Source organism: Paenibacillus sp. FSL K6-1230, assembly GCF_038002385.1.
In the GTDB taxonomy this organism is placed as follows: domain Bacteria; phylum Bacillota; class Bacilli; order Paenibacillales; family Paenibacillaceae; genus Paenibacillus; species Paenibacillus massiliensis.
The window spans coordinates 2,458,810-2,480,305 of record NZ_JBBOCK010000001.1 but is presented as its reverse complement, the minus strand read 5'-3'; the positions used below and the strand labels follow the sequence as shown (position 1 = coordinate 2,480,305).

At 49.0% G+C, this 21,496-nt stretch carries 16 protein-coding genes; 6 read left to right on the top strand and 10 right to left on the bottom strand.

The features are described from left to right. Position 1 precedes the first annotated feature (1 nt). The 4 genes from MKX74_RS10915 to MKX74_RS10900 all read right to left on the bottom strand — a co-directional run bounded on the left by MKX74_RS10915 (position 2) and on the right by MKX74_RS10900 (position 9,153). Positions 2-1,282 (bottom strand): vWA domain-containing protein, encoded by a 1,281-nt coding sequence (locus MKX74_RS10915; RefSeq protein ID WP_341178360.1) that lies wholly within the window; start codon positions 1,280-1,282, stop codon positions 2-4. 45 nt (positions 1,283-1,327) lie between these two features. After that, entirely contained in the window at positions 1,328-3,805 is a 2,478-nt protein-coding gene (locus MKX74_RS10910) for a transcription initiation factor TFIID (RefSeq protein WP_341178359.1), read from the bottom strand. A gap of 2 nt (positions 3,806-3,807) precedes the next feature. Further along, positions 3,808-7,197: a tubulin-like doman-containing protein gene (locus tag MKX74_RS10905; protein ID WP_341178358.1), complete on the bottom strand. Its 3,390-nt coding sequence runs from the start codon at positions 7,195-7,197 to the stop codon at positions 3,808-3,810. A gap of 153 nt (positions 7,198-7,350) precedes the next feature. After that, complete coding sequence (locus tag MKX74_RS10900) at positions 7,351-9,153, bottom strand: vWA domain-containing protein (RefSeq protein ID WP_341178357.1); 1,803 nt, start codon at positions 9,151-9,153, stop codon at positions 7,351-7,353. A gap of 392 nt (positions 9,154-9,545) precedes the next feature. On the opposite strand from MKX74_RS10900, the gene MKX74_RS10895 reads away from it, so the two are divergent. From MKX74_RS10895 to MKX74_RS10870, 6 genes are all read left to right on the top strand, one after another. Then, positions 9,546-10,457 carry a hypothetical protein gene (locus tag MKX74_RS10895; protein ID WP_341178356.1) on the top strand — a complete coding sequence of 304 codons (912 nt, stop codon included), beginning with the start codon at positions 9,546-9,548 and terminating at the stop codon, positions 10,455-10,457. Between the two features lie 283 nt (positions 10,458-10,740). Then, positions 10,741-12,195, top strand: coding sequence for a spore germination protein (locus MKX74_RS10890; protein ID WP_341178355.1), 1,455 nt, complete (start codon positions 10,741-10,743; stop codon positions 12,193-12,195). After that, positions 12,192-13,355: a Ger(x)C family spore germination protein gene (locus tag MKX74_RS10885; RefSeq protein WP_341178354.1), complete on the top strand. Its 1,164-nt coding sequence runs from the start codon at positions 12,192-12,194 to the stop codon at positions 13,353-13,355. The genes MKX74_RS10890 and MKX74_RS10885 overlap by 4 nt, the downstream gene beginning before the upstream one ends. A 30-nt stretch (positions 13,356-13,385) precedes the next feature. Next, positions 13,386-13,592: a hypothetical protein gene (locus MKX74_RS10880; protein WP_018883196.1), complete on the top strand. Its 207-nt coding sequence runs from the start codon at positions 13,386-13,388 to the stop codon at positions 13,590-13,592. Positions 13,593-13,604: 12 nt separating this feature from the next. Next, positions 13,605-14,732: a GerAB/ArcD/ProY family transporter gene (locus tag MKX74_RS10875; protein WP_341178353.1), complete on the top strand. Its 1,128-nt coding sequence runs from the start codon at positions 13,605-13,607 to the stop codon at positions 14,730-14,732. 6 nt (positions 14,733-14,738) lie between these two features. Beyond that, positions 14,739-14,888 carry a hypothetical protein gene (locus MKX74_RS10870; RefSeq protein WP_341178352.1) on the top strand — a complete coding sequence of 50 codons (150 nt, stop codon included), beginning with the start codon at positions 14,739-14,741 and terminating at the stop codon, positions 14,886-14,888. 230 nt (positions 14,889-15,118) lie between these two features. Here the strand turns inward: MKX74_RS10870 and MKX74_RS10865 are convergent, their stop codons facing one another. The 6 genes from MKX74_RS10865 to MKX74_RS10840 form a co-directional block, all read right to left on the bottom strand. Next, positions 15,119-16,222, bottom strand: a complete 1,104-nt coding sequence (locus MKX74_RS10865; protein WP_018883199.1) for a toxic anion resistance protein — start codon at positions 16,220-16,222, stop codon at positions 15,119-15,121. Between the two features lie 11 nt (positions 16,223-16,233). Next, positions 16,234-17,004, bottom strand: a complete 771-nt coding sequence (locus tag MKX74_RS10860) for a hypothetical protein (protein WP_341178351.1) — start codon at positions 17,002-17,004, stop codon at positions 16,234-16,236. A 172-nt stretch (positions 17,005-17,176) separates the two neighbouring features. Further along, positions 17,177-18,229, bottom strand: a complete 1,053-nt coding sequence (locus MKX74_RS10855) for an ATP-grasp domain-containing protein (RefSeq protein WP_341178350.1) — start codon at positions 18,227-18,229, stop codon at positions 17,177-17,179. After that, positions 18,226-19,053, bottom strand: coding sequence for an HAD family hydrolase (locus tag MKX74_RS10850; RefSeq protein ID WP_018883202.1), 828 nt, complete (start codon positions 19,051-19,053; stop codon positions 18,226-18,228). Before MKX74_RS10850 ends, MKX74_RS10855 begins: the two co-directional genes overlap by 4 nt. Further along, a complete protein-coding gene (locus MKX74_RS10845; RefSeq protein WP_341178349.1) occupies positions 19,050-20,201 on the bottom strand; it encodes a cysteine protease StiP family protein in 1,152 nt (383 codons plus the stop codon). Before MKX74_RS10845 ends, MKX74_RS10850 begins: the two co-directional genes overlap by 4 nt. A gap of 13 nt (positions 20,202-20,214) precedes the next feature. Then, the gene (locus MKX74_RS10840; RefSeq protein ID WP_341180557.1) at positions 20,215-21,474 is read right to left on the bottom strand and encodes a phosphoribosyltransferase family protein; all 1,260 of its coding nucleotides are present in this window, start codon (positions 21,472-21,474) and stop codon (positions 20,215-20,217) included. Positions 21,475-21,496: the final 22 nt, after the last annotated feature.

The window sequence follows — 21,496 nt, the reverse complement described above, 5'->3', positions numbered from 1 at the left end:
ATTAGAATCCTCTGTTTCTTCTGCCCCGGGCTGGACGTTCCTCTTCCTCACCTCTACCTGTTCTACGACCAGGTGCATGACCAGAATTGCGGCGCGTACTCTCGCTAACCGGAAGGACGAACATGAACAGCGCAAGAATACCTGAGAGCAACAACATCGCTGCTAGACGAATCAGAGAGTCACCAATAGCCGAGCCAGACAGTCCCTGCTCAAGCACCAGTCCGGCTAGCACACCGCCGACACCGCCCCCAATGGCAAAATTGCGGGCAAGGAAGCGGTTGTCAAACACAAGCCCCAGCGCGAGTCCCAGCACCCCACCCACAATAGCAAGTGCTACAACACGATAAATGGCGAGAAAGGTGTTCATCTCCAGCTGTCCACTACGTTCCGTGACAAGAGTACGATCTCCGACGCTGCGCTCAAATATTTCACTGAATACGGCAGATAACGTATCTGCTCTGGCTACATCGGTATAGGTGCCGCCTGTAGTCTGAGCGATATTCTGCAACAGGGCTACACCAGATGGCTCCGTCAGGGCAAGACCAACCGTGTTGACGGCAATTCCACGCTCTACATAAGGTGCCAATACATTAGGTACATCGACAGCACTGTCACCGTCGGACAGCAGAATGACCATCGTGCCGGCATCAGCATCTCCCTGCTCCTGAATGTGCAGCAATGTCTCGGAGAGCGCAAGGCCGATATCTGTACCTTCCATCGTATCGGTAATTTCATCAAGCTTCGTGTTCACTGCCTGTTTCTGCGCATCCGTGCCTACCTCAGTGAGAGGCTGCAAGATCGTCGCGTCTACGTTAAAAAGGATGACGCCCACTCGATTTCGACGATCCATCTGCTCCACGAGATTTTTGGCTGCTTGCAGCCGTTGCCGATCCGGGTCCGTGACCATCATACTCCCCGAGTTATCGATGACGAGCACAATGTCCTGAACCTGTCTGCTTCCGGACGGATTGAACTGATGCCCCCATTCCAGTAAAGTACCTGTACCGAACAGAAGCACAAGGGTAGCGGGCACCAGCCATTTCCAGGACACATCCGAATATCGTTGCTTCCAGGATACTCCGTTCAGCTTAGGGGTGATTAGCTCAGCCAGCAAGCAGGCTAGCCCTATAGCGAGTGCCACGATTCCGAAATACAGTCCGATCACAATGATTCTCGGCCAGGTGTCCAGCAGCTGGTGCAGGACTATTTCGCCGAGAATGAAGCCGATGCCTCCACCCAGCAGACTGAACAGCAGAAGGAGTGGATTAAATTTACGCTGCATAGATGTTCATGCTCCCTTTCTACCTTGGATTATATCGGGGTGAGATCAGCGAAGCTCAGGCAACACCTGGGGGTCAAGCCCATGCAGGCGATAGCCGTTAGCAGTGTAGGTCTCATAGTAAGTACGTCCATTACGATAGACCAGTATATCTTCGATCTGGAAACCTCCCATCAAATGAAGCTTCTCCACTCCGCTACTGCGGGTCACATGCACAAATCCCAGCTTATACATACGAGCATCATGGTCATACTTCATGGCATACGGCAAAAATTCACCCTCATAGTCCCCAAAAAAATATTTTTCCTCGTAACGGTGTTCGTGTGTGTAATCGAGCAAGCGAATATGCACTGTCGCGCCTTCCTCCAGCGTATGGTAGAGCTCCTTGAATAGCTGATCCTTCGAGACGATCTGCCGATTCTCGTATGCAGAGGCTACATTGGCTCTTAGAAGGAGTTCCTCCTCGAAGGTCTGCCGGAACGGAGCCGCAGTCAGAATAAGCGATTGACATGTGTGGATCAGCCGCTCCAGAAGTGCTGGACTCTCCAGTGTAACCAGAGAGAATTTACTTCCCATATGGCGATCTGAGAAAAGTACATCCTGTCCCCGCTTGCTCTCCAGTTCATCAAGCACCTCCGCCGTCACCTTCGCATAATATTCCAGCACATTCTGTCCTGTATATTGGTCAGCTCGCCGCAGGTGCTCCGTGGCTTGCGTCTGCAGCTGCTGCTCGATAGCTCTCAGCCGATCAAGCTGTGCCTGAACACGACCATGGAGGCGTTCAAACGCGGCCTCACAGGTGCGGAGCAGGTCTGTATACATCTGTAGCTCCAGCAGCTCCAGCTTACGGCCATAGACCTGTTCTGTAACATATCGAATGAAATTCCTGACATTCGGCTTATCCAGCAGAGGTACTCTTGGGAAGGACAGCTCCTCAACCGTCTGGTTATATAGCTGTTCAAGGCTCGCTACCAGCGCTGTGCGCTCATTCGTATAGTCACGAATTAGACCTCTTATTGCTGTCAGCACATTTCCAGGCTGATCCTCATCCGTCCAGGACAATATCTCGTACAGCCCAATGTCGGGATGACGTGTCTCCTGCTCCTTCAACAGCTGCTGAAGCCACTGGTCTGCATCAAAGGAATCCAGACGTTGCTTCGCAGGCAACTCGGCATGCTCGCGAAAGAAGTCCCCACAAGCTTCGCCGAACAGCGCGGCCTCAGCATCTCTTAGTGTCATGCGGCGGAGCGCTGAGAAGCTGGCACCGCTCGTCATCAAGCCAGTCATATCTCCAAGAAATTCAGCTGGGGGCAGCAGTGGGCTCATCCAGCTCTCCCTCTCGGTTGAGTCCAGTCGGAAGAAGGACAGCTTATCCTTAGGACTCCACGCAAGCTCGCTCTTCATTCGGCTCAGAAGCTGCTTATAGAACTGATATAGCACGGTGAGGGCAATCGGTGCGTTTGGACGCTTTACTTTTCCAAGACCAGCAGAGACGTAGACCGGACGCCCCGTTTCTGTACCCATATTATTCTTGAAGGATGTGTTGTTGTAGCCGCCATCCTGCGGCCAATGCTCGGAGAAGCCATCATCGTCTATAGAGCTTCCCTTGGAAGCATGCAGACGGTTCTTCAGCAGCTGAATATGACAGATGAGCTCACTGTTCTCCCGCAGGCTGTCAGGTACAATCCTTCCTCGTTCATCCTTATCAGATAGCAGGTAGACCAGATCGAATAGGGGAGCTGGACCATGCTTTACCTTGATACCGAGTCGATCCTCAGTCATATGAAGTATAGCTGTGATCTGATATCCGGGGTCCTGCATATGGTCGAGTTCACGAAGGAATGCTACATTCAGGGCACTGCTGTACCCATAATTTTCTTGTGTCCCCTCATGCAGTAGCGCATACAGATCCATCTGGACCGACTTGAAGGATTGAGCCAGCAAATATTCGGATAGCAGTGTGATCTCGGGTACGAGTACATTCAACGGATCATCACCGACGGTAATGACAGTGAGATGGACCCGATCAAAAGAGGAATACAATCGTCCATATTCCGCCAATTGAAGACTAGCCCGTCGAAGACAGCCATTCAGTTGGATTAGACCCTCTTCGTCCGCGTAGAAGTCCCGGTACAGATCACTTCGCGCATAGCGGGGATTGGTAACCTCGGTATGCAAAGACAGGTGCTTATCCCCATGAATATCCTGTCGTGTATCATTCATTCTCTTCTCATCTTCTCTAGGATCTGCAGCCTGCTTATAAGGTCTGATCTGATGGGTAAGGACTCTGGAATGCCCTTTTGAGGCGTCCGTCCCGGAGTGAACATGAATATAGGTGACACCTGCACTGTTATCCCACTTACGGTCATTCATGTCCATGACATGGCTAATGGCAGAGCCTGCATGGTCGCCAATAAAGAGAAACACAGCGGGGTAATGGATGCTGCTGCGTCCATCCCCACTGCCAATGAATTGGTCTTCCGCTGCCGCGTAGGACACAGCGAACTGCTCCAGCTTATCTCTCATTTCTACTTCAGCCTTCTACGAATGTCGTTTAGTTTGCTTGCCATTTGCTTGTAGAAGGAGTATAGCTCTTCTCCATTCGCATGCTCCACTCGCTCATACTCCAATTGATCTCTTGCTTCCATGAAAAGGGTGACGAGGCTCTCCAGCTTATCCAGCAGAGGCGCAATATCCTCCGAAGATGTCAGCTCATTGTCCCGTCGGTCCGCCTTGCGCATCAAAGCTGCACGACTCTTCTCATCCAGTCCCCGGAAGTGCGTATACACATCGTATTCCACATAATGACGGCTCTTCAGGACATTGGCGAACGGCTCCCACGCCTCCTCCTCTGAATCACGGTCATATACGTAGAGAGCACCTTTTTTAGTAATAGTATCCGTATACAGTGCCTGGATGAATTGATCAAGCCGCTGCTCTTCATCCTGGTGCTTACCCAGCATACTCTCCAGCTCTGTCAGCTTAGCCTGCAGCTGCGCATACTTTGCAAGCTCCTCACGGAGCACACGAATCAGCTCTGGCGTGCGGATCAGGTTTTCTTTGCCCAGCTCCTCGTTAATACTGCCGAAGATATCCTTCGCTCCAGCCTGCTCCATTCCTCCGGCAAGCAGTCGCTTCAATTCATTGGTGGCACGCTTAACCTCTCCCAGATTCGGCTTGGAGGCGTCTAGCTGCATATCATAAGCAGACAAGATTCTGTCCACATCGAGAGCACCTGTGCGAATGACTTCATATCGACTGCTGGTGTTGCTCTCGTCTCCCTTCATTCGAATAGCTCCCAAGGTCAGACCACGCTCAAAATCACTTCGAACATTAGCATTGAAAGCCTGCACCCGAGGGTTCACATACGTATCCCCCCAAGACTTCTCCGGGATCGGCGAAGGCAGGTTCGTCCAGTTATTACGACCAGTCTGCACAAGATGTCGTCCAATTCCTTCTCGGTCCAGAATCGTACGCTCATAGCTCTCCTCGTATACCTTCAGTGGTGTATATACGAAGAGTGGTACGCCGTTACGGGTGTTCAGCCAGAAGATGCGATTCTTGACCTCACTTTCCTTAATCGTGAAGTGCGATTTTCCGATCGCATTATTCTGATAATTCCGAATCCCCTTCAGGATGCTTGGTGCCTGTACCGGGACGGACACGAAGCCCCATGATGGAAAGTACAGATTTCCTACACTGTTGCTCAGGTGGAACACCGGCACTGCTTCCTCGTCAAGCTTGCTCGCAATATGACGCTCTACGAACTTCTCAATGGCCTCATCCTGCCCGTATTTCATGACGAGGAAGTCTTCCATGGAACGCGTGATGAGATCGCCGAACTTCTCTGTCAGGAACTCCGAAATTGAGGTGACGATGTCGATATCCTGCTCCTTCACCCAACGATCGGAATTCTCCAGCAGGGCATGGGCAAAATCACGAATCAGATCGTCGCCATCCCTCTTCTCCAGCATGCCAGAGACGACCGTCTCGATATCAGGAACGCTAACAAGATTCCAGTAGTAGGTCTTGTTGCCTCTATGATCCTCCTGCTCGGCACCGTTCACGAGAAGGTCACCATTCTTCGAGAAGATGCCGCTAAGAGCATTAAGCACTTCTGTATACACATGATAAATGCGATTGTTCTCCTGATTCAGCAGATCATACAGGTCCTCGTAAAATTCGATCAACTGCTCCGTACGCTCAATATCTGCGTGCAGCCAGTATTCATTGATTTTCGCTTCAATATAAGCATTCTTCTTCTTATCCTTGGATACGAAAGCACTCTTCGCATCCCCCATCTTCTCCTCGGCCTGCTCCCTGGCCGCCTCGATATCCCGAGGAATCCGATGCAGACTGTCCTTCAGTGCCTCAATGTACGATAGAAGCATTTTGAGCAGACAGAAGCCCTTCTCCGTGTAAATAAGTCGAGATACGTAGAATGGCCCCTGCTCTGGATGCAGGAACATTCGGCGAATCTGATCGGTGAATTGACCGACGATCTCACCTGGTAGCTGCTTCTTCGCCTTAATGTATTCCTCACGCGCCCGATTCAGGAATGTCTGCTCCAGCTCGGTATCCATGTTCACGACCTGCATTTTGATCACATTGGCGTAGCTAAGACGCTCACTGTTCTCAAATCCAGGTAATGGCTCTGGCACACGGGATTCGAAATTCTTGATCATACTGTCCAGATCGACGCCAAGCTTACGGGCGAACTTTTCGACCTCCTCCTGCCCCGGTGCTTTCTCGAACATCTTGCCCATTTTTTCGAACAGGCGATAGGCCAGATAGGTCGTCATCTCTTCCACCGGAAGCACAGCTGAAGACGCTCCGATGATGTTGTACTCGTAATTCGCAGGATAGGCCCGATTCATCTGGGCAATGTTGGTACGGATGTTGCTGATATAGTCATGGATGGCGAACTCCTCGCCAGATTGCTTTTCTTCACTTGCCATAAAGTTCGTGATATTCTCAGCTGTAACGTTCATGCAGTAATCGTAGGCATTCTCAAGCAGCTTGCCCTCGGTATTCGTCGCTGAGATCAGATGACACAGATTGAACGGCGGCAATGGCGAGTTGACGTTCAGGATGTTGCCATATTGTTGACGGAACCGCTCACCGCGATTGTCCACGTTCATCCAATAATCGAGCTCCTTAAGCGCTGCGTACCCATTCTTCTTGATGTATTCACGGGTATGCTCACTCAAGCTCTTATTCGAGAGATTGACATCAGGCGTGAACAGATAACCAAGTGTATTGACACGGTCAATCCCTGCTGATCCATAATCACGCTCAATAAGTCCACGTACGATGTAAGATATATCCAGGAAGGTACCACTTCCGGTACCACCAGATAGACCTGACAGAAGGAACACCATGAGCTTCTTGTTGGTGCCGACAGATAATGTCTTGATCTTCTTGTCGATGCTCTGCACGACCTGGTTAATCTTGGTGAACAGCAGTAAGCGTCCTGCCTGACGTACACCCGCCGCACCGTTCATACCATCCGTAATGCTTAGCTCTGGTGAGAGCCAGTCTGTAATATAAGGCTCCAGAATGCTGCGATTTTGCAGTAGGCCACCGATCTCTGCATTGGAGAGCAGCACGAACTCATTGTTCGGGTCCAAGCCGATGCCTCTATATTTTTTATTCCTGTCCTGTTCATTCGTCTCGAAGGCGAGGAACTCTACATTGTCTGGCTTATCATGCTTTTTCTTGGACAAGGGATCTTCTGGCAGCTTGAATCTGCGGTTGATCTGATATTTCAATCTCAGCAAAGCATCAATGCCTGTGCCGCCTAGACCGATAATAAGAATAGGATTATCAATCGTATCTACTCTAATCTTCTCACTAACAATCCCGCCGCCCAGTGATACATCCAATTGCTGTATGTGTTCTCTGACTACTGGTTTCATTTGGATTCCCCCTGATTCCTGTAATAATCCGATGAATATACTTTATATTCTATTATTCTGATTCATTGCTTTTTAATCTGATTGTTGTTTCATATCTGATCGTTGTTTCATATCTGATCGTTGTTTCTTATCAATTACAGTTTCTTAATTCAATTAACGGCTAGTGGACAAGTACTCCAGCAGGATCGTCTTGCCTACACTTCCCAATGGTACGGTAATCCGATCATTGTGCCCCAGTTCAATGCCCTGTGCAGCCTGAACGGCTCGCCCGGACTTCTCAATCGGGATCGCCCCAGTGGAACGAACAGCGAGCTTATCATTACGACCTGGAGTAAATACGATCTGAGCTGACTCTGCCAGCTCCGGGGCCAATTGCAGCAATTGATGCAGTGTGAATTTGCCGCGGAAGCCCGTCAGCTTTTTGTACTGGGGATATGACTTCTCACCAGTATTGTCATCCTGAATCTCAACGACAAGCTGCCCGACAAAGCCTTTGCCTGACTTCTGCACATATTTCCAAAGGAAGTATGCGGCCGCAAGTACGATCAGCAAGCCTGCCCCTCCAAGAATCGCAGGTAACAGCAAGCCTGCCCCAGACTCCTCAGCTGGAACAGTTGAGGAGCCTGAACCTGATGCTCCACTTGCTCCAGAGCCGTTGATGGTTATCGTCGCTGATTCACGGTAGAAGCTCTTCTCCTCTGCCCGTACAGTCAATTCATAGTCATGGGCCTCTGGCAGCTGGAATTGTCCTGCAAAATGATCCCCTTCATTGTTAAGGTCAATGGAACTGTCTGCTCCTGTATTCACATCATGTACAAGCAGCTTAGCTGTCATATTCGCATACAGGCTTTGGTCCTGAAGCCGCTGGTTGTTGCTGCTCAGGAAGGCCTGAATGTCAATGCTGTCTCCTTTGGAGTAGCTCTGCGCAGGAATGTCCGCCAACGTGAGCTGCAGATCATAGTTAAATATCAGGTTAATATCAATCTGATCCTGCTTTACGCCTTTGATCTGCAGCGTCCAGTCTCCCTCCTCTGGTTTGAGCAGCTTCAATAAAGAATAGCTCTTCGACGATGAGAGCAGAATATCGTCAGCCGGGATTGTGCGGGTCTGACCGCTTGGATCGATAAGGCGAGCATCGACTGGCTGCGATGAAGTAATCGAGATATTAGCCTCCATTACACTGTCATTGGGGACGTGAATCTTGACGTCCTGGTAATCACCGTTACCCGTGATTGAATCAACTGGCACGACATTCAGGTTGAGGTTACTCGCAAAAATCTGGCTTAGAATATCTGGCAGATCCTCAGCAGAGTCCGTAATAAATGACTTACCACCAGATTGCTCTGCAATATCGGCTAGTCGATCCTTGTTCAACTTGCCATCGGCATTCAATCCAATCGTGTAGATGGGGATTCCTGCAGCTGTTGCCTCCGCGACTGCCTGCTTCATATCCTGATCGGCCTGGGTATCTGTTCTCCCCGTGCTTGGATTGAAATCATTGTTACCGTCAGCCAGCAGGACAATCATCGGCGCATGCCCTGGCTCAGCACCATCCTTGAGCAGCTGCATCGCTTCACGAACACCTACAGAAGTATCTGTATATGCTCCCCGGTTCAGACCGTCTATGAAGCTCTTCAGCTCCTCCTTGTCCTCCTGCGATTGAATTGTTAACAGCGCCTTCTCACGCTGGATAACATCGGTATAGGAGACGATGCCCACCTTGTCCCCACCCGTCGATAGCATGTCTACGAACATCTTCATCGCTTCGTTTCCAATTTTCTCCGGATCACTGGTGTTCATGGAATTGCTCACATCCACGACCAGCACTGCGTCAACGCGGGAGGCCGAGCTTGAATTCGCTGCTCGTGCAGGTTGGGCTATGAGGCCAGTTAGCAGAAGCACTACCATCCAGACAGCCATCAGACTCCATATCGTATGTTTCATTTTTTCTCTCATGACCTGTTCCCCTTCACTTGTAGAACTTTGATACGTCCTCTTAGATGTACTCTATTGGTCTTTCATTAAATCTTTCTGAAAATGTGATGAAAAAATGCTGAAATATCTAAAATAGAGGTCTGCCTCTTGTTACAGGAGGCAACAGCGAATTTTACCAATATCCTGCAACAATGATATAATTATACCCTGATAAGTGCAAACATCTATGAATATTCTGTCATAAAATTGGAAAAGAAAGAGGACCCATATGATCTCATACGGATGTATCGCGATAATGTTTCTTTTTGTCGTCGCGAAAATCATAACTTACTATTTACATAAGAGACGTGCACCGTCCTACGAGCAGACTGACAAAGAGCTGCTTACCGCTTTGAACAGCAGGAATGAACGCCATGAATAAACACAAGCAGCCTGTGCAGTTCAGGCCATTTCAGCGCACAAGATATGCGTACGACAAGCTTAAGGTCTGTCGGCGCTGCGACAGCGTTACAGCCTTGCCACGAGAAGCCTGTGCTTCATGTGGACGTCGTCGACTCGTTCACTTCATGGTCGTAGCTACCAGCAAGACGAGCTGGTACTACCGGCGGGATCTGATATTCGCATTACTGCTGCTCGCTACAGCGGTCTTTCTTGCCCCCGACTCCCTTAGTCGCGTCCTGTTCCTTGTAGGAGGCATCATCATGCTCCTCATCTTGTGGAGCCTGCAGCGTAAGCTGTATCCCTGGGAGCTGAAGCGACAGCTCCGGCGTACCTTCAAGCATCGTATCCAGTCCATTGAAGAAGGACTTGCCTATGATCGGGAGGAAGCTGCCAGCATCAGACCAGATGACGAACAGCGTGCTTACGAAATGCTTCGTGAAATCGCTGTACTGAAGCGTGATGATCGCATTCGTCTTCAGCAGCTTGCCTTGCTGCAATCCTTTATTCTCCGCAAGGATATGGATCTCGAACTTGACTCACTGCTGCTAAGAAGCTTCGATCCGATCCTGGTCGATTATATTGGCGAGATCGCAAAAATCAAACGGGAGCTGGTTCGAAGCCGAACCCTGCTCTATGTAACCTTCTATGAGAGAAGGATATTGGAGCTTCCTGGCGGACGCGCTGTCCTGGTAGCAGTAGCCGCTGCAGCTGTCGGCAAGAAGAAATATGTTGCTGAGCATGCAGACTTCATCTGTCGTTATGCAGTAGACCTCCCCGAGGATCGCTTCATGCGTCTCCATCGGATCGTAACGAGCAATCGCTCGACTCCTTTCGGCGACCTTATGGATGAGGTGGTTCGCATCCACAAGCTGAGGAGCTATTGATTGGGATACCAAGATAGCTGCTATGCGACTTCTATAGCAGCTGGAACCCCCTTTTAATAAAGACGTCACAGGCAAGCCTCACCCCTGCAAAGTTCACCTATCCCCCATATCAAGATTACAAAGAACCCGGTTCATCAAGGAGATTCCTTGATGAACCGGGTTAGTTTTTTTGTCCTGGAAAGACAATCTCTATCGATTATGGAGAATAAAACCTGTATTCCGGCACACCCTAACACCATCTACATCATTTCTATCTTTCAGATTGGAGGTGTGCTCTTACAATATGAATAAATCGAACCTGCTGCTGCAGGAGGTGCTTTCCAATCTCCAAGGCTGCTCAGACCTCATTATCCAGCCCTTCCAATTAGGTAGCTTGCCTTGCAAATTGCTCTACATCGCCTCCATAACGAATACGCAGCTACTCAGAGAAGCTGTAACCAAGCCGCTGCTGGAGGAAGCAACCCGTCTGCAGACAGATCAGCAGCTTTTGAGCCGCATCAAGGATGAGTCTTTCTTCACCATAACTAATAAGACAGCTTCGACAGCCAAAGATGTGACCGATGCGATTGTAGCTGGTGAAGCTGCATTTTATGTAGCTGAACAACCACACATGCGCTTGTTCGAGCTGAAGCAGTATCAGAGTAGATCCGTACCTGAATCCACTAACGAAGTTGTCGTTATCGGACCTCAGCAGGCTTTTGTGGAGGATATTCAGGTGAATATGTCACTGCTGCGTCATATCATCAAGCACCCCAAGCTCAAGACTGTAAAGTATGAGATTGGCCGTTACACACGAACGACGATTTATTTGACCTACATTGAAGGACTATGCAAGCCAGAGGTGCTGAAGGAAATTACCGAGAAAATGGATTCCTTCGATATGGATAGTGTGCTTAGCATCAATTATTTGGCCGAATATATGGCTGGCACCCCGTACTCCCCTTTCCCGCAGAGTCAGTTCTCAGAACGCCCGGATTCTGTTGCTTCCGCCCTTATGGAGGGCAGGGTTGCCATTTTGCAGGATGGTACTCCTTTCACACTGCTTCTGCCTACGACTTTTTTCGCCATGATGCAGTCTGCCGAGGACTATTACCAGGGCTTCTATCCTGCCTCCTGGATTCGACTTGTCCGGCTCCTGTTCTCCATCATGTCCTTGCTCTTGCCTTCGATGTACGTAGCTATGACAACCTTCCATCCGGAGATCATACCGACAAGCCTCCTGCTTACGATCGCAAGCGCCCGGGAGAATATTCCTTTTCCAGCTCTCATTGAGGCCTTGATCATGGAACTGACCTTTGAAGGATTGCGGGAGGCTGGTATACGAATTCCCAAACCACTCGGACAGACTGTATCGATTATCGGCGGGATTGTTATTGGTCAAGCCGCTGTACAGGCGGGGATCGTATCCGCCCCTATGGTCATCGTCGTGTCTATTACAGGGATCGCATCCTTCATAATCCCACACTTTGAACTAAGCCTGACACTGCGTCTGCTGCGCTTTCCGATCCTGATCCTCGGGGGGACACTTGGACTAATCGGCATTGTGATGTCACTATTCATTACCTACTGGTATATGGTGAATCTTCGTTCATTTGGCATACCTTATATGCAGCCGCTTGCCCCCTTCGTGTTCCAGGATCTTAAGGATACGCTCTTGCGGGTACCCTGGTTCGATATGAAGCGCCGGCCAAGCTCGTTTACGAATACCAATCAATTGAAAAGGCGGAGCTCCAAATGAAGCCCTTAGTCTTTGTTCGCTCACTTCTGATGGTCACTCTTCTGTTCATGTGCAGTCTCCTCACGGGGTGCTCCTCCAAGGTAGAGATCAACGAACGAGCTTTTGTGAGCTCCATCTATGTGGACAAAGCTGAGAAACCAGGCGAGGTTGAGCTCACGATTAGCGTCCCGCTTCCGAACCGTATGGCTGGTGAGAATACTGGTGGTGGTGGTGGCGGAGGCCGACCCTATGCCGTGTTCACCAAGACGGGCACGTCTCTTACGGAAGCTGCTGAGAAACTGCAGACGGACCTGACACGAAAGCTGTCCTGGGGACATGCGCGAGTAGTTGTCTTCGGTCGTGAATACGCAAAGGCTGGAGTCGGAGATACAATTGAGTGGCTTTTCAGAGAACCGTTATTTCACATTAACAGCTATATTTTTGTAGCACCAGGTAAAGCAAAAGATATCACATCGCTAACCCCTGTGGCGGAGACGACTCCAGGTGAGGTCCTACGAGAATTTGCCAACCAACGCAATCTGCTGCAGACCCAGATACGGGATGTGCTGATGGCAGAGGCTGACAATCAAGGCTTCGTCGTCGCCTTGCTGAATATGCAGAACGAAAAGATGATTAGTGAAAATAATGAAAACATGAATTGGGTAGGTCTGCAGGGTGCGGCCATGTTCAAGAACATGAAGATGGTTGGAGAACTGGATCTGGACGAAGCTCGTGTTATCGCCTGGACGAGAAATAATCTCAAAACAGCCTCCATTACCATTGAGAATAAGAAGGAAAAGGCAAGCGTCTCTCTGTACGCGATCAAAAGCGATCTAAAAGCTCATATGTCGCAAGGAAAGCCGGTATTCAGCATCCACCTTTCGGCCAAGGGTCAGCTCCGTAGCATTTATCCACCACATAAGGCCGAGGAAGTCCGACGAATTCAGCAAATTGAGAAGCAGCTGGAGTCCCATGTGAACGATTTAGTGCTCTCTGCACTCCACAAGGCCCAGGCCCAGGAAGCCGATATCCTAATGTCAGGCTATCGACTGGAGTGGAAATATCCCCATGTATGGGACAAGCTGCGGCCCCATTGGGCACAGCATTTCAAGGAAGACATACAGTTCAGGGTCATATCCGATATTAGCATTCAATACTTCGGGTCAGAGTTCCGTACCTAGCCTGAATTGCCAACAGGGAGGATGAAATGGATGATCGTTATCCTGCTATACTCGGCGCTCGCATTAATGGAATGGAAGTTTATCGACAAGCGGGACAAAAAGGACCACTACATGTTCATCATCCTGTTCTGTCTGTTTGTAATCTGGTGCGGTATGGCCAACTATGTGGATAAATGGCCACAGCCTAACAGCATCATCATGATGCTGTTAGGCTGGATCGACGTACTCCTTAAATAAGGTGGGAGATCTATGAAAGTTAACAATTGGCAGATCTATCGATTTGCGTTCGTATACCTTTACTCACAAAATGTTGCATTTCTACTGCCCAGGTTATTTGGAATGAGCAACTACTATGGCTGGATCGCCCTGCTCGGGGGTTATGCGATATCCGGCTTCTTCCTGCTCCTTACGGTTAAGCTCGGGAGACTATATCCAGATAAGCCATTTCAGGAATTCGGCGCTCGTATTATTGGAAAATGGCCGCATAAGGCTGTGCTTACCTTCATCACCTTATACACTCTGGCACTTATCGGTATAGATGTGGAGAATTTTATCGTATTTCTTCACTCGATGTACATGCCGGATACGCCAGTCTGGATTACCATAATGCTCACTGTATTATGTATTTCGTTAGCTGGACGCTCGGGGCTACTTACGATTATATACATGGCTGAGGGCATTTTCCTTCTGCAATTGTTTACGACGGCTACTACCGTTCCTCCGACGATCAGTCAGGGGAATTATGATGTGCTCGTATCCATGGTCACCAACCATGACTGGAAGCAAATAATGGTTCATTCCAGTATGACCGTCGCTTGGTTCACGGAATGGATCGTTATGCTTTTTCTGGTGCCGACGTATAGCTTCAATCGCAGAACGATGCGGTATTTGTTCTTTGCCGGATTTACGGTGGTGCTGCTGGTGATTCTGTACTGGATAATTTGCCTCATAAATTTTGGGCCATACTTATCCGCACAGCTACGTTATCCCTTGCTTGAACTGATCAGGTATGTAAGATATGGAGATTTTCTGGACAATCTCGATCCGGTATTGATTGCGGTCTGGTCTACGACCATGTTCATTCGAAGCTCCTTCTTAATGTATGTGTGCTCCAACTGTGTCAAGGAGATCTTCAACATCAACAAGCGTCGTATGCTCACCTTCATGATTGGAGGTACCGTGGCCATCACCGCTCTCCAGTATTCACGAGATCCGTCCAGTTATGAAATGGCACTTCGCTCGTATGCCCTGTACTTCAATGCGATCATTATCAATGCATTGCCACTACTGTATCTGCTTGTGCACCGTATCCGGTTCGGGAGACAGCAGCCTGAGGAGAACGACACATCAGCTGACCAGCATAACAAAACGGCCTGAGTCTTGATGGAACATCAAGTCCAGGCCGTTCTTCATAAGTATAACTCCTTGATACATCCTGCACCCATCACTACCGTCATCTTCACTATCGCCACCTGTGCCCTGGCAGACGGCTTCACACAAATGATCATCATTCTTCATTTAATTCAGCAATAGATTCAGCTTTCTCACTACTTGCTACTATAATCACAACCAGGACAATCCCCGCTATTACGGTAGTTAACATACGTATACCTCTCTCCTCAGAACAGATGTATTCCAATTCTTACGAGATTGTATGCACAGGAATCAGATGTATGTTATTCTCCCCGGAAATCTCCTTCATAAACTTCATAAATGAAAAAGGCACCTCATATCAAGAGGCGCCTTCTGTTAAAGCTATGAAATTAGTCCAAAAACGAACTTAGTGCATTGCGATCTGCACTGCTTGTACTTTGAATAGCTGGCCCCTTAGAACCCTCTAAACCAAGACGCTCACTCATCTTCGCATTCAAAGCAGTCATCTTGGTTGTATAGTCATTACAGCTCTCAATGATACGACGGTTGGACTGCTCTGACGAATCCAATGCAGACATCAGGTCACCAATTGCCTGATTGACAGCTTCAATAGACATAGCTGGTTTGGACATCAGATCGTTTGTACGCTCTGTGGTTGTGCGCAGCAATCTTGCATTTTCCTTAAACTGATCTTCAATAGTCTTGTTTGTGGCTTCGACTGCAGAGATGACCTTCTCCTGATCGTTCAAGGCCATAGCAATCATAGCAGATACTGTGATCAGGTTCGCTGTCTTATCAATCGCATTGTTCACTGAATCGATCAGCTTGTCATTGTTATCATTAATGATGTCTGTTGCAGCAATCGCTTGATTATATAGCATAATCATCTCGGTCATTGATTGAATGCGACTCACCACCTTGCGTAGTCCACGCTCAAGATGAGGCTTCCGGTTCTCATTCTCTAGCTTAGCAATCTCAGCCTCGAACAGTGTCTTCAATTCGTTGCCGAAGGCAATCTTCGTCTGCAAATTATAAATCTCTTGAATGGAAGACCGCTTCAATTGACGCATATTCACAATGTTTTCTTGGAGATTATCCTTGCCATCCCGCAGGGCATTAATGATACTATCAATATTTTTACGCACCGATTGATAGCGATATACATAATTCTTAAGTGGGCTCTTGCGCAGAAGACGGCCGAATAAGCTGATATTTTTGCTTTGCTGAAGACTTTCACATTCGTCCCGTAGCTTCAGAATCATATTGGATACTTCAGCGCGATTGCCGGACATCAGATCATTTACAGGACGATCCAGTTGTTTCAGCGTCATTCCAGCACGTTCCTGGGTCTTGATGCCGAGACTGCCAATATCGTCCATCAGTGTATCTAGCTGAAACACATCACTTTGAGATACGCGCTGAATGAGCTGCGCCGCCTCCTGAGAAACTCGCTGCTCATCCTCTTGCTTTAATTGAATCCAATCCGTAGCCATCTCTATTCCTCCTATAATTCCGAGCTATTGTATCGCTGGTGAATGAGCTCCGCCTTACTTTGCAGCTCGATAAGGTCCTTATGCTCAATAGTAGACACGATCTCGGTAATCTTCGCATCTACATCCCTCAGACCATTAAGCAGTGTTCGCCGATTAGTCCGTTTAGCATCACCGCTTAGACGAAGGAACGGATTTATCAAGCTGTTCAAATCCTTGAGAATCAGCCTTCGTACCGTATGATTGACATCGCCGTTGTTCAAGGCATGCAAATCAGGTATGACACGCTGCAGCCGGGCAAACAGAGACAAAGACTTCTCCACAATCTCATTGTCCAGCTCATTTTTTCTACCCTCGGAGATAACCATATCCTCAAGAACTTCAAGATAAGCAATAACAGGTCCAAATACAGGATCTTGCTCCGTTAGTGCATCTGGACGACTCATCTCCGGCGATTGTTGCGATTGTTGCTGTTGATTTTGTTGCTGATCTCCAATGGAGCTCTCACCAGAACGATATGAACCATCGAGATCGCTAGAGCTACCTGCACGGGGTGGCCGCATGTCCATACCGGCTTGCTCTTGTCTCAGACGTGACTCACTACGCTGATTGACATCTCTAGACTCTGTCAGAGGTGCCCTCGTCGACGAAGGAATCATACTTCCTACCAAGGTAGCCAACGCCGGTATTGCCCAGGACACAAACTCAGGCATGAGAGGGCTACTGATCGCCGCGACAACATATCCGATTAGAGCTCCCCATAAGATTTTAGTAGTTCTTAACATAGCTTGTCCTCCTGACTCTTACAACACCTAGAAGGGTAAACAACCGCTCTCCATAGTCATTCCTTACGCTAACAGATGTCTCACCCCGAAGTGTGTACTATCTGATATCTTAAGAAAACATGCAGAAGGTGTCAATCTATGGAAAGCTCACACCCAGCATCGGATATTCAAACTATGAATCCGCCGCATGTCCTCGCACCTTCCCGGCATCGATCACCAGTGGCTGCTCAACATGGCTCGCAAGGATGCCATACTGCGGCTGTAATTCACCCACATCCAGTCCAAGGGCAAGCCGGACGGCCAGATAAGGAAAGTTAATGCCCGACAGGCAGGAGGTGTGCAGACCTCCTGACATACGCGGATTAATCTCCAGCAGCTTAGGAACTCCACTGTTATACTTCATCTGAATATTGAAGTTGTAGGGAATACGATAGGCTGCTGCAACATCGGCTGCAATCTGTAATAGCTCCGTATTCTCTTCTAACAAGCGAAGACGACCGCCTGCCTTGCGTCGTGGAACCGCAGCAAGCAGCTGACCTTCCCTGTCTGCGAGGCAATCAATGCTATATTCGTAGCCTTCCAGCAGCTCCATAATCATTATATTCTGGAATGACTCTACCGAAGAAAAGGCAAGATATGCGTCCTCATAGCTTATTCGGTTCTGGGCATGTCCGAATAGCTCCTGCAGTGGATTTCGGCTGTTATCTATGACACGGAAGCCCATCCCACCCTCTCCGTTGCAGGGCTTGAAGCACACTTTAAATCCCTGATCAACTAGTGCTTCGTACGCTTTGGAGAACTGATCTGCATTACTAACAGCATAGTATTCAGGAATCTGCATGATCCCCAGCTCTCTGACGGATTGGTAAAAGCGATCCTTTTCCATAAGCTGTTCCAGCAATTCTGTATCGCTTAGTACCATGACCCTCGTACCATTCGCTTCGAAGAGATGAATATTTCTACTAATATCAAGCATATTCCAACGAGGAATAAAGACATCAATCTGGTGACGAGAGCAAAAATCCAGACAGAATTCAACATACTCCATCCCTGTCACTTTGGGCTCCTGCTCTGCATGATCACAGCCCTGAAGCGCCATATTCGCCGGATCGGAATGGGTGCCATAGATCTCAAATTGCATGCCATCCTCATTATTCCGAATCAGATTCATATAATGATAGGCAACGGAGAACCAGCGGTTAAAATAAATGCGCACTTTATTCATGAAGCGGCCTCCCCTGTCAATGCTTGATAAGTAGTTCGCACGTAGTCCAAGATCTCATTGGCTGCGAACACACCAGACTGCTCGGTGAAGACATAGGGCACAAGTTCAGGATTACGTTGCTGTTCCCGATACAATTCACCATGCCTGGGAGCAATCGCGTAGTCCGCACCATCCAGCAAGCAACGATCCAGCAGCGAATCGCCCGATGCCAGCACCGCTTCAGCACCTACAAGCTGGCGTATATGTTCAACTGCATTGTGCTTGTTCACCGCTGACGGAACCAGATACAGCTTGCGACCCTGGATGGAAGCCTCCCAGCCAAGAGAATCAAGTTGGCCGATGGTGTCCATTACTGCCTCTAGTGGCATGTTATCGCGCTGGATCACGTAAGCGAAGAAGAGCTCATCACACAGGCGTCCTCCAATGACCCATTCATCACTCATCAACGGCTTGAATAAACGCATCACTTCATCAGGGGCTGCTGCATTCTTCGAGAGCTGTGCGCGAATTCGTTCATTCCAGGAGGCCTCCACTTGACCATCTATGAGTATATTCCCCCCATTACTAGTGATCGCATATGCTGGTATAATCTCCTGCTGAAAAATTCGAATACGTTGATATTGCTCCACTGTACGGGTAGTAACAGGAACAAAAGTAATCTGCCGGGATATTAGCTGCAGCTCCTGTAGCGCCGACTCTGACATATAAGCCGACAGCTTCCCGTCAATCCATTCCGCAGGCACAAGACCCTCGCTACTCTCAGGAACACCCATCGAGCGGCGAGAATAGATCAACGTCTGATCAAGGTCACTGGCAAAAATCATTCTCCTCCCCCCTTAACAGAGCGGATAATGCCGCAGCAGGAATACGTCAAGCCTGGGAATACTTCCACGGGCACTCCGCGTTCTTTGGCAAGCAGTCTAATATGCTCCAAGTGTGGATTATCCGGGTAATTCACGAGGATTTTCCACGGAATGCGTCTAAGCAATACTCTGGTGGTCTCACCGATACCCGGCTTCACCAGATTGATATCCTGGATACCAAATACCCGCTGGATTGCTTCAATATCCTTCTTTCCTTGCCAGGTGACCTCAGGTGGATGGTGTAGTAGCTCCTTCGCTTGCTGCGATGCAGCGGCTGCAACATCAGAGAAGCAGTCCGATATTGTATCTACAAAAAGCTGTGACAGATCCGAGCCTTCCCATTCCTTATACCATTTGGCACCATGGAAATCATCGGGCCCAATTAGATCGTCGCGCAGTACGGTACGGCTCATTAATCCAGAGACTGTGGAGTTCAGACATGCACTTGGTATCAAATAGTCTTCGCGGGTACCGTAAGTTGACGAGCACTGTCCCGGATCAGCCAGTACAGCCAAATCATCATCTAACCTCACACCATAGCGCTGCTCAAAATCACGGCAGGCCTCGATGAGCACCTGGCGAATGGCTCCTTTGCCTGTCCAGCCGTCAATGAATTGAAGCTTTGCATCCAGTCCATGCTGCTGCAAGATATATAGGATCGCATTTTGGTCAATGCCTTTGCCCCGGATGATGGAGACACTATAATGGGGAAGATCTGCACCATACTTCATTTTGATAAAGCGCTTCACCAAAATGCCAATCGGTGTTCCGGCACGAGCCAGTGATACCAGGATCGCCTGTGGCCCCTTCTTGTGCATGATGCATTCGGCTACCGTAGCGGCTGCCAAAGCAACCTTAGTAGCTGATTGTGCAAGGGTCTGGTGGAACAGCTCTATATATTCATCCGTGGGGTGGTACTCCACAGGCAGCATCTCCGAATAATGCACACCCGACTGAATGGCATATTCACGCTCACCGGTCTCTTTTTCCAAATTGACGTTACTCAGGTCCTTTAACAGAAATACAGTATCAGACGGATCATAGCTTCCCATAGGCTCAGGCGGCTTCACCTTACGCTGCATTAGCTGTTCAATCGTTGATAGATTCATGCTCAACTTCCCCCTACTCTGGAGCACCGCAGTACACAACATGTATTTGATTGCATCCGAGACGTGACAGTACATCCATCATCGACTGCATGGACTCTTCAGGCCATCGCCTCTCCAGCAGTACGAATATTTCGTCATATTGTCCTGGCTGTACATTGTAAATATAATGAGTCACGGACAGGTCCTCTGGTGAAGCGTAGTCATAACCGGCTACGACAGCATATCCTGGGCGGTCTACCGTGTAGATCGGACTACGCGTAGTGGACTGGTAGTGGACTCCTTCTCCCATCTCTGCGGCAATTCGCATCGGGATGTACATGAATTCCCCGGTACCCATGACAAGGGTACGCTTTCCGGTACGACCGTTTCTCAGTGTCGAAGCCATCTTCGAAATACCAGCGCTCAGGCTGGCATTGTGGGAAGAGTGCAGCCCGAATCTCCCGCTATAACGGAGATAAGGACTGGAGCAGCGTCGCCCCTGTGCATCAGAGGATTCTACGTATAGAGGCTCCAGATGGTCTGCGACATACCAAGAATTCAACTGGACTGTCGGACGCAGCTCTTGGTCCTTAACAGAGGTTTCAAGAATGGGCTCTCCTTGAATATGAATTCTACCCTTCAGAAGGCTAAGCGGGGTAATCACAATGCCCAATTCTGCTTCCAACGCCTCAAATCGACGCTCATTTTCCCCTGTACGCCAGTCAAGCAAGGAAGCAATATAATATTGCTTGCGCGGAAAATTCCGCTGAATATCCCGAATGATATTCAACGTCGTATTGCCTGTTGTAATCTCATCATCTACCAAGACCAAAGGAGTAGAGCCCTCCAGCGCCTCTCTCTCCAACGCATAACAACGATGTGCAGTAGCATGGGAATGCTCTTCTTCAAATTGAATATCTGGAGTGATGTCTGAGAGATGCTCTCTCGTGGAATGAATGTACGTAGCCTGATCTGCGAATGCACCATACATGCTGTGCCCAAGCGCGGTTGCCGTTTCGGCAAAGCCGACAAAACTGATCTGCTCTGTCAATACCAGGTTGGCAGACATTAAGTATTCATATGCCTGACGGGCATACGACGGATCACCAAGCCCTTGTACAATATGTTTCTTCCACTCTGGAATACGCTCATCCTCCCCTGCCCGCTGCTCATAAAGCAAGACGGCAAGAGCAGCCCCGCTTAATAGAGAGGTATATGGGTTGACGGCAATATGCTTGCCTAGCAGCTTGCTTACAAAAAGAAACGAGCGCTTCTTGTTCAGTCTGGCCGCCATGGAGAATAGACAATTCAAAGGG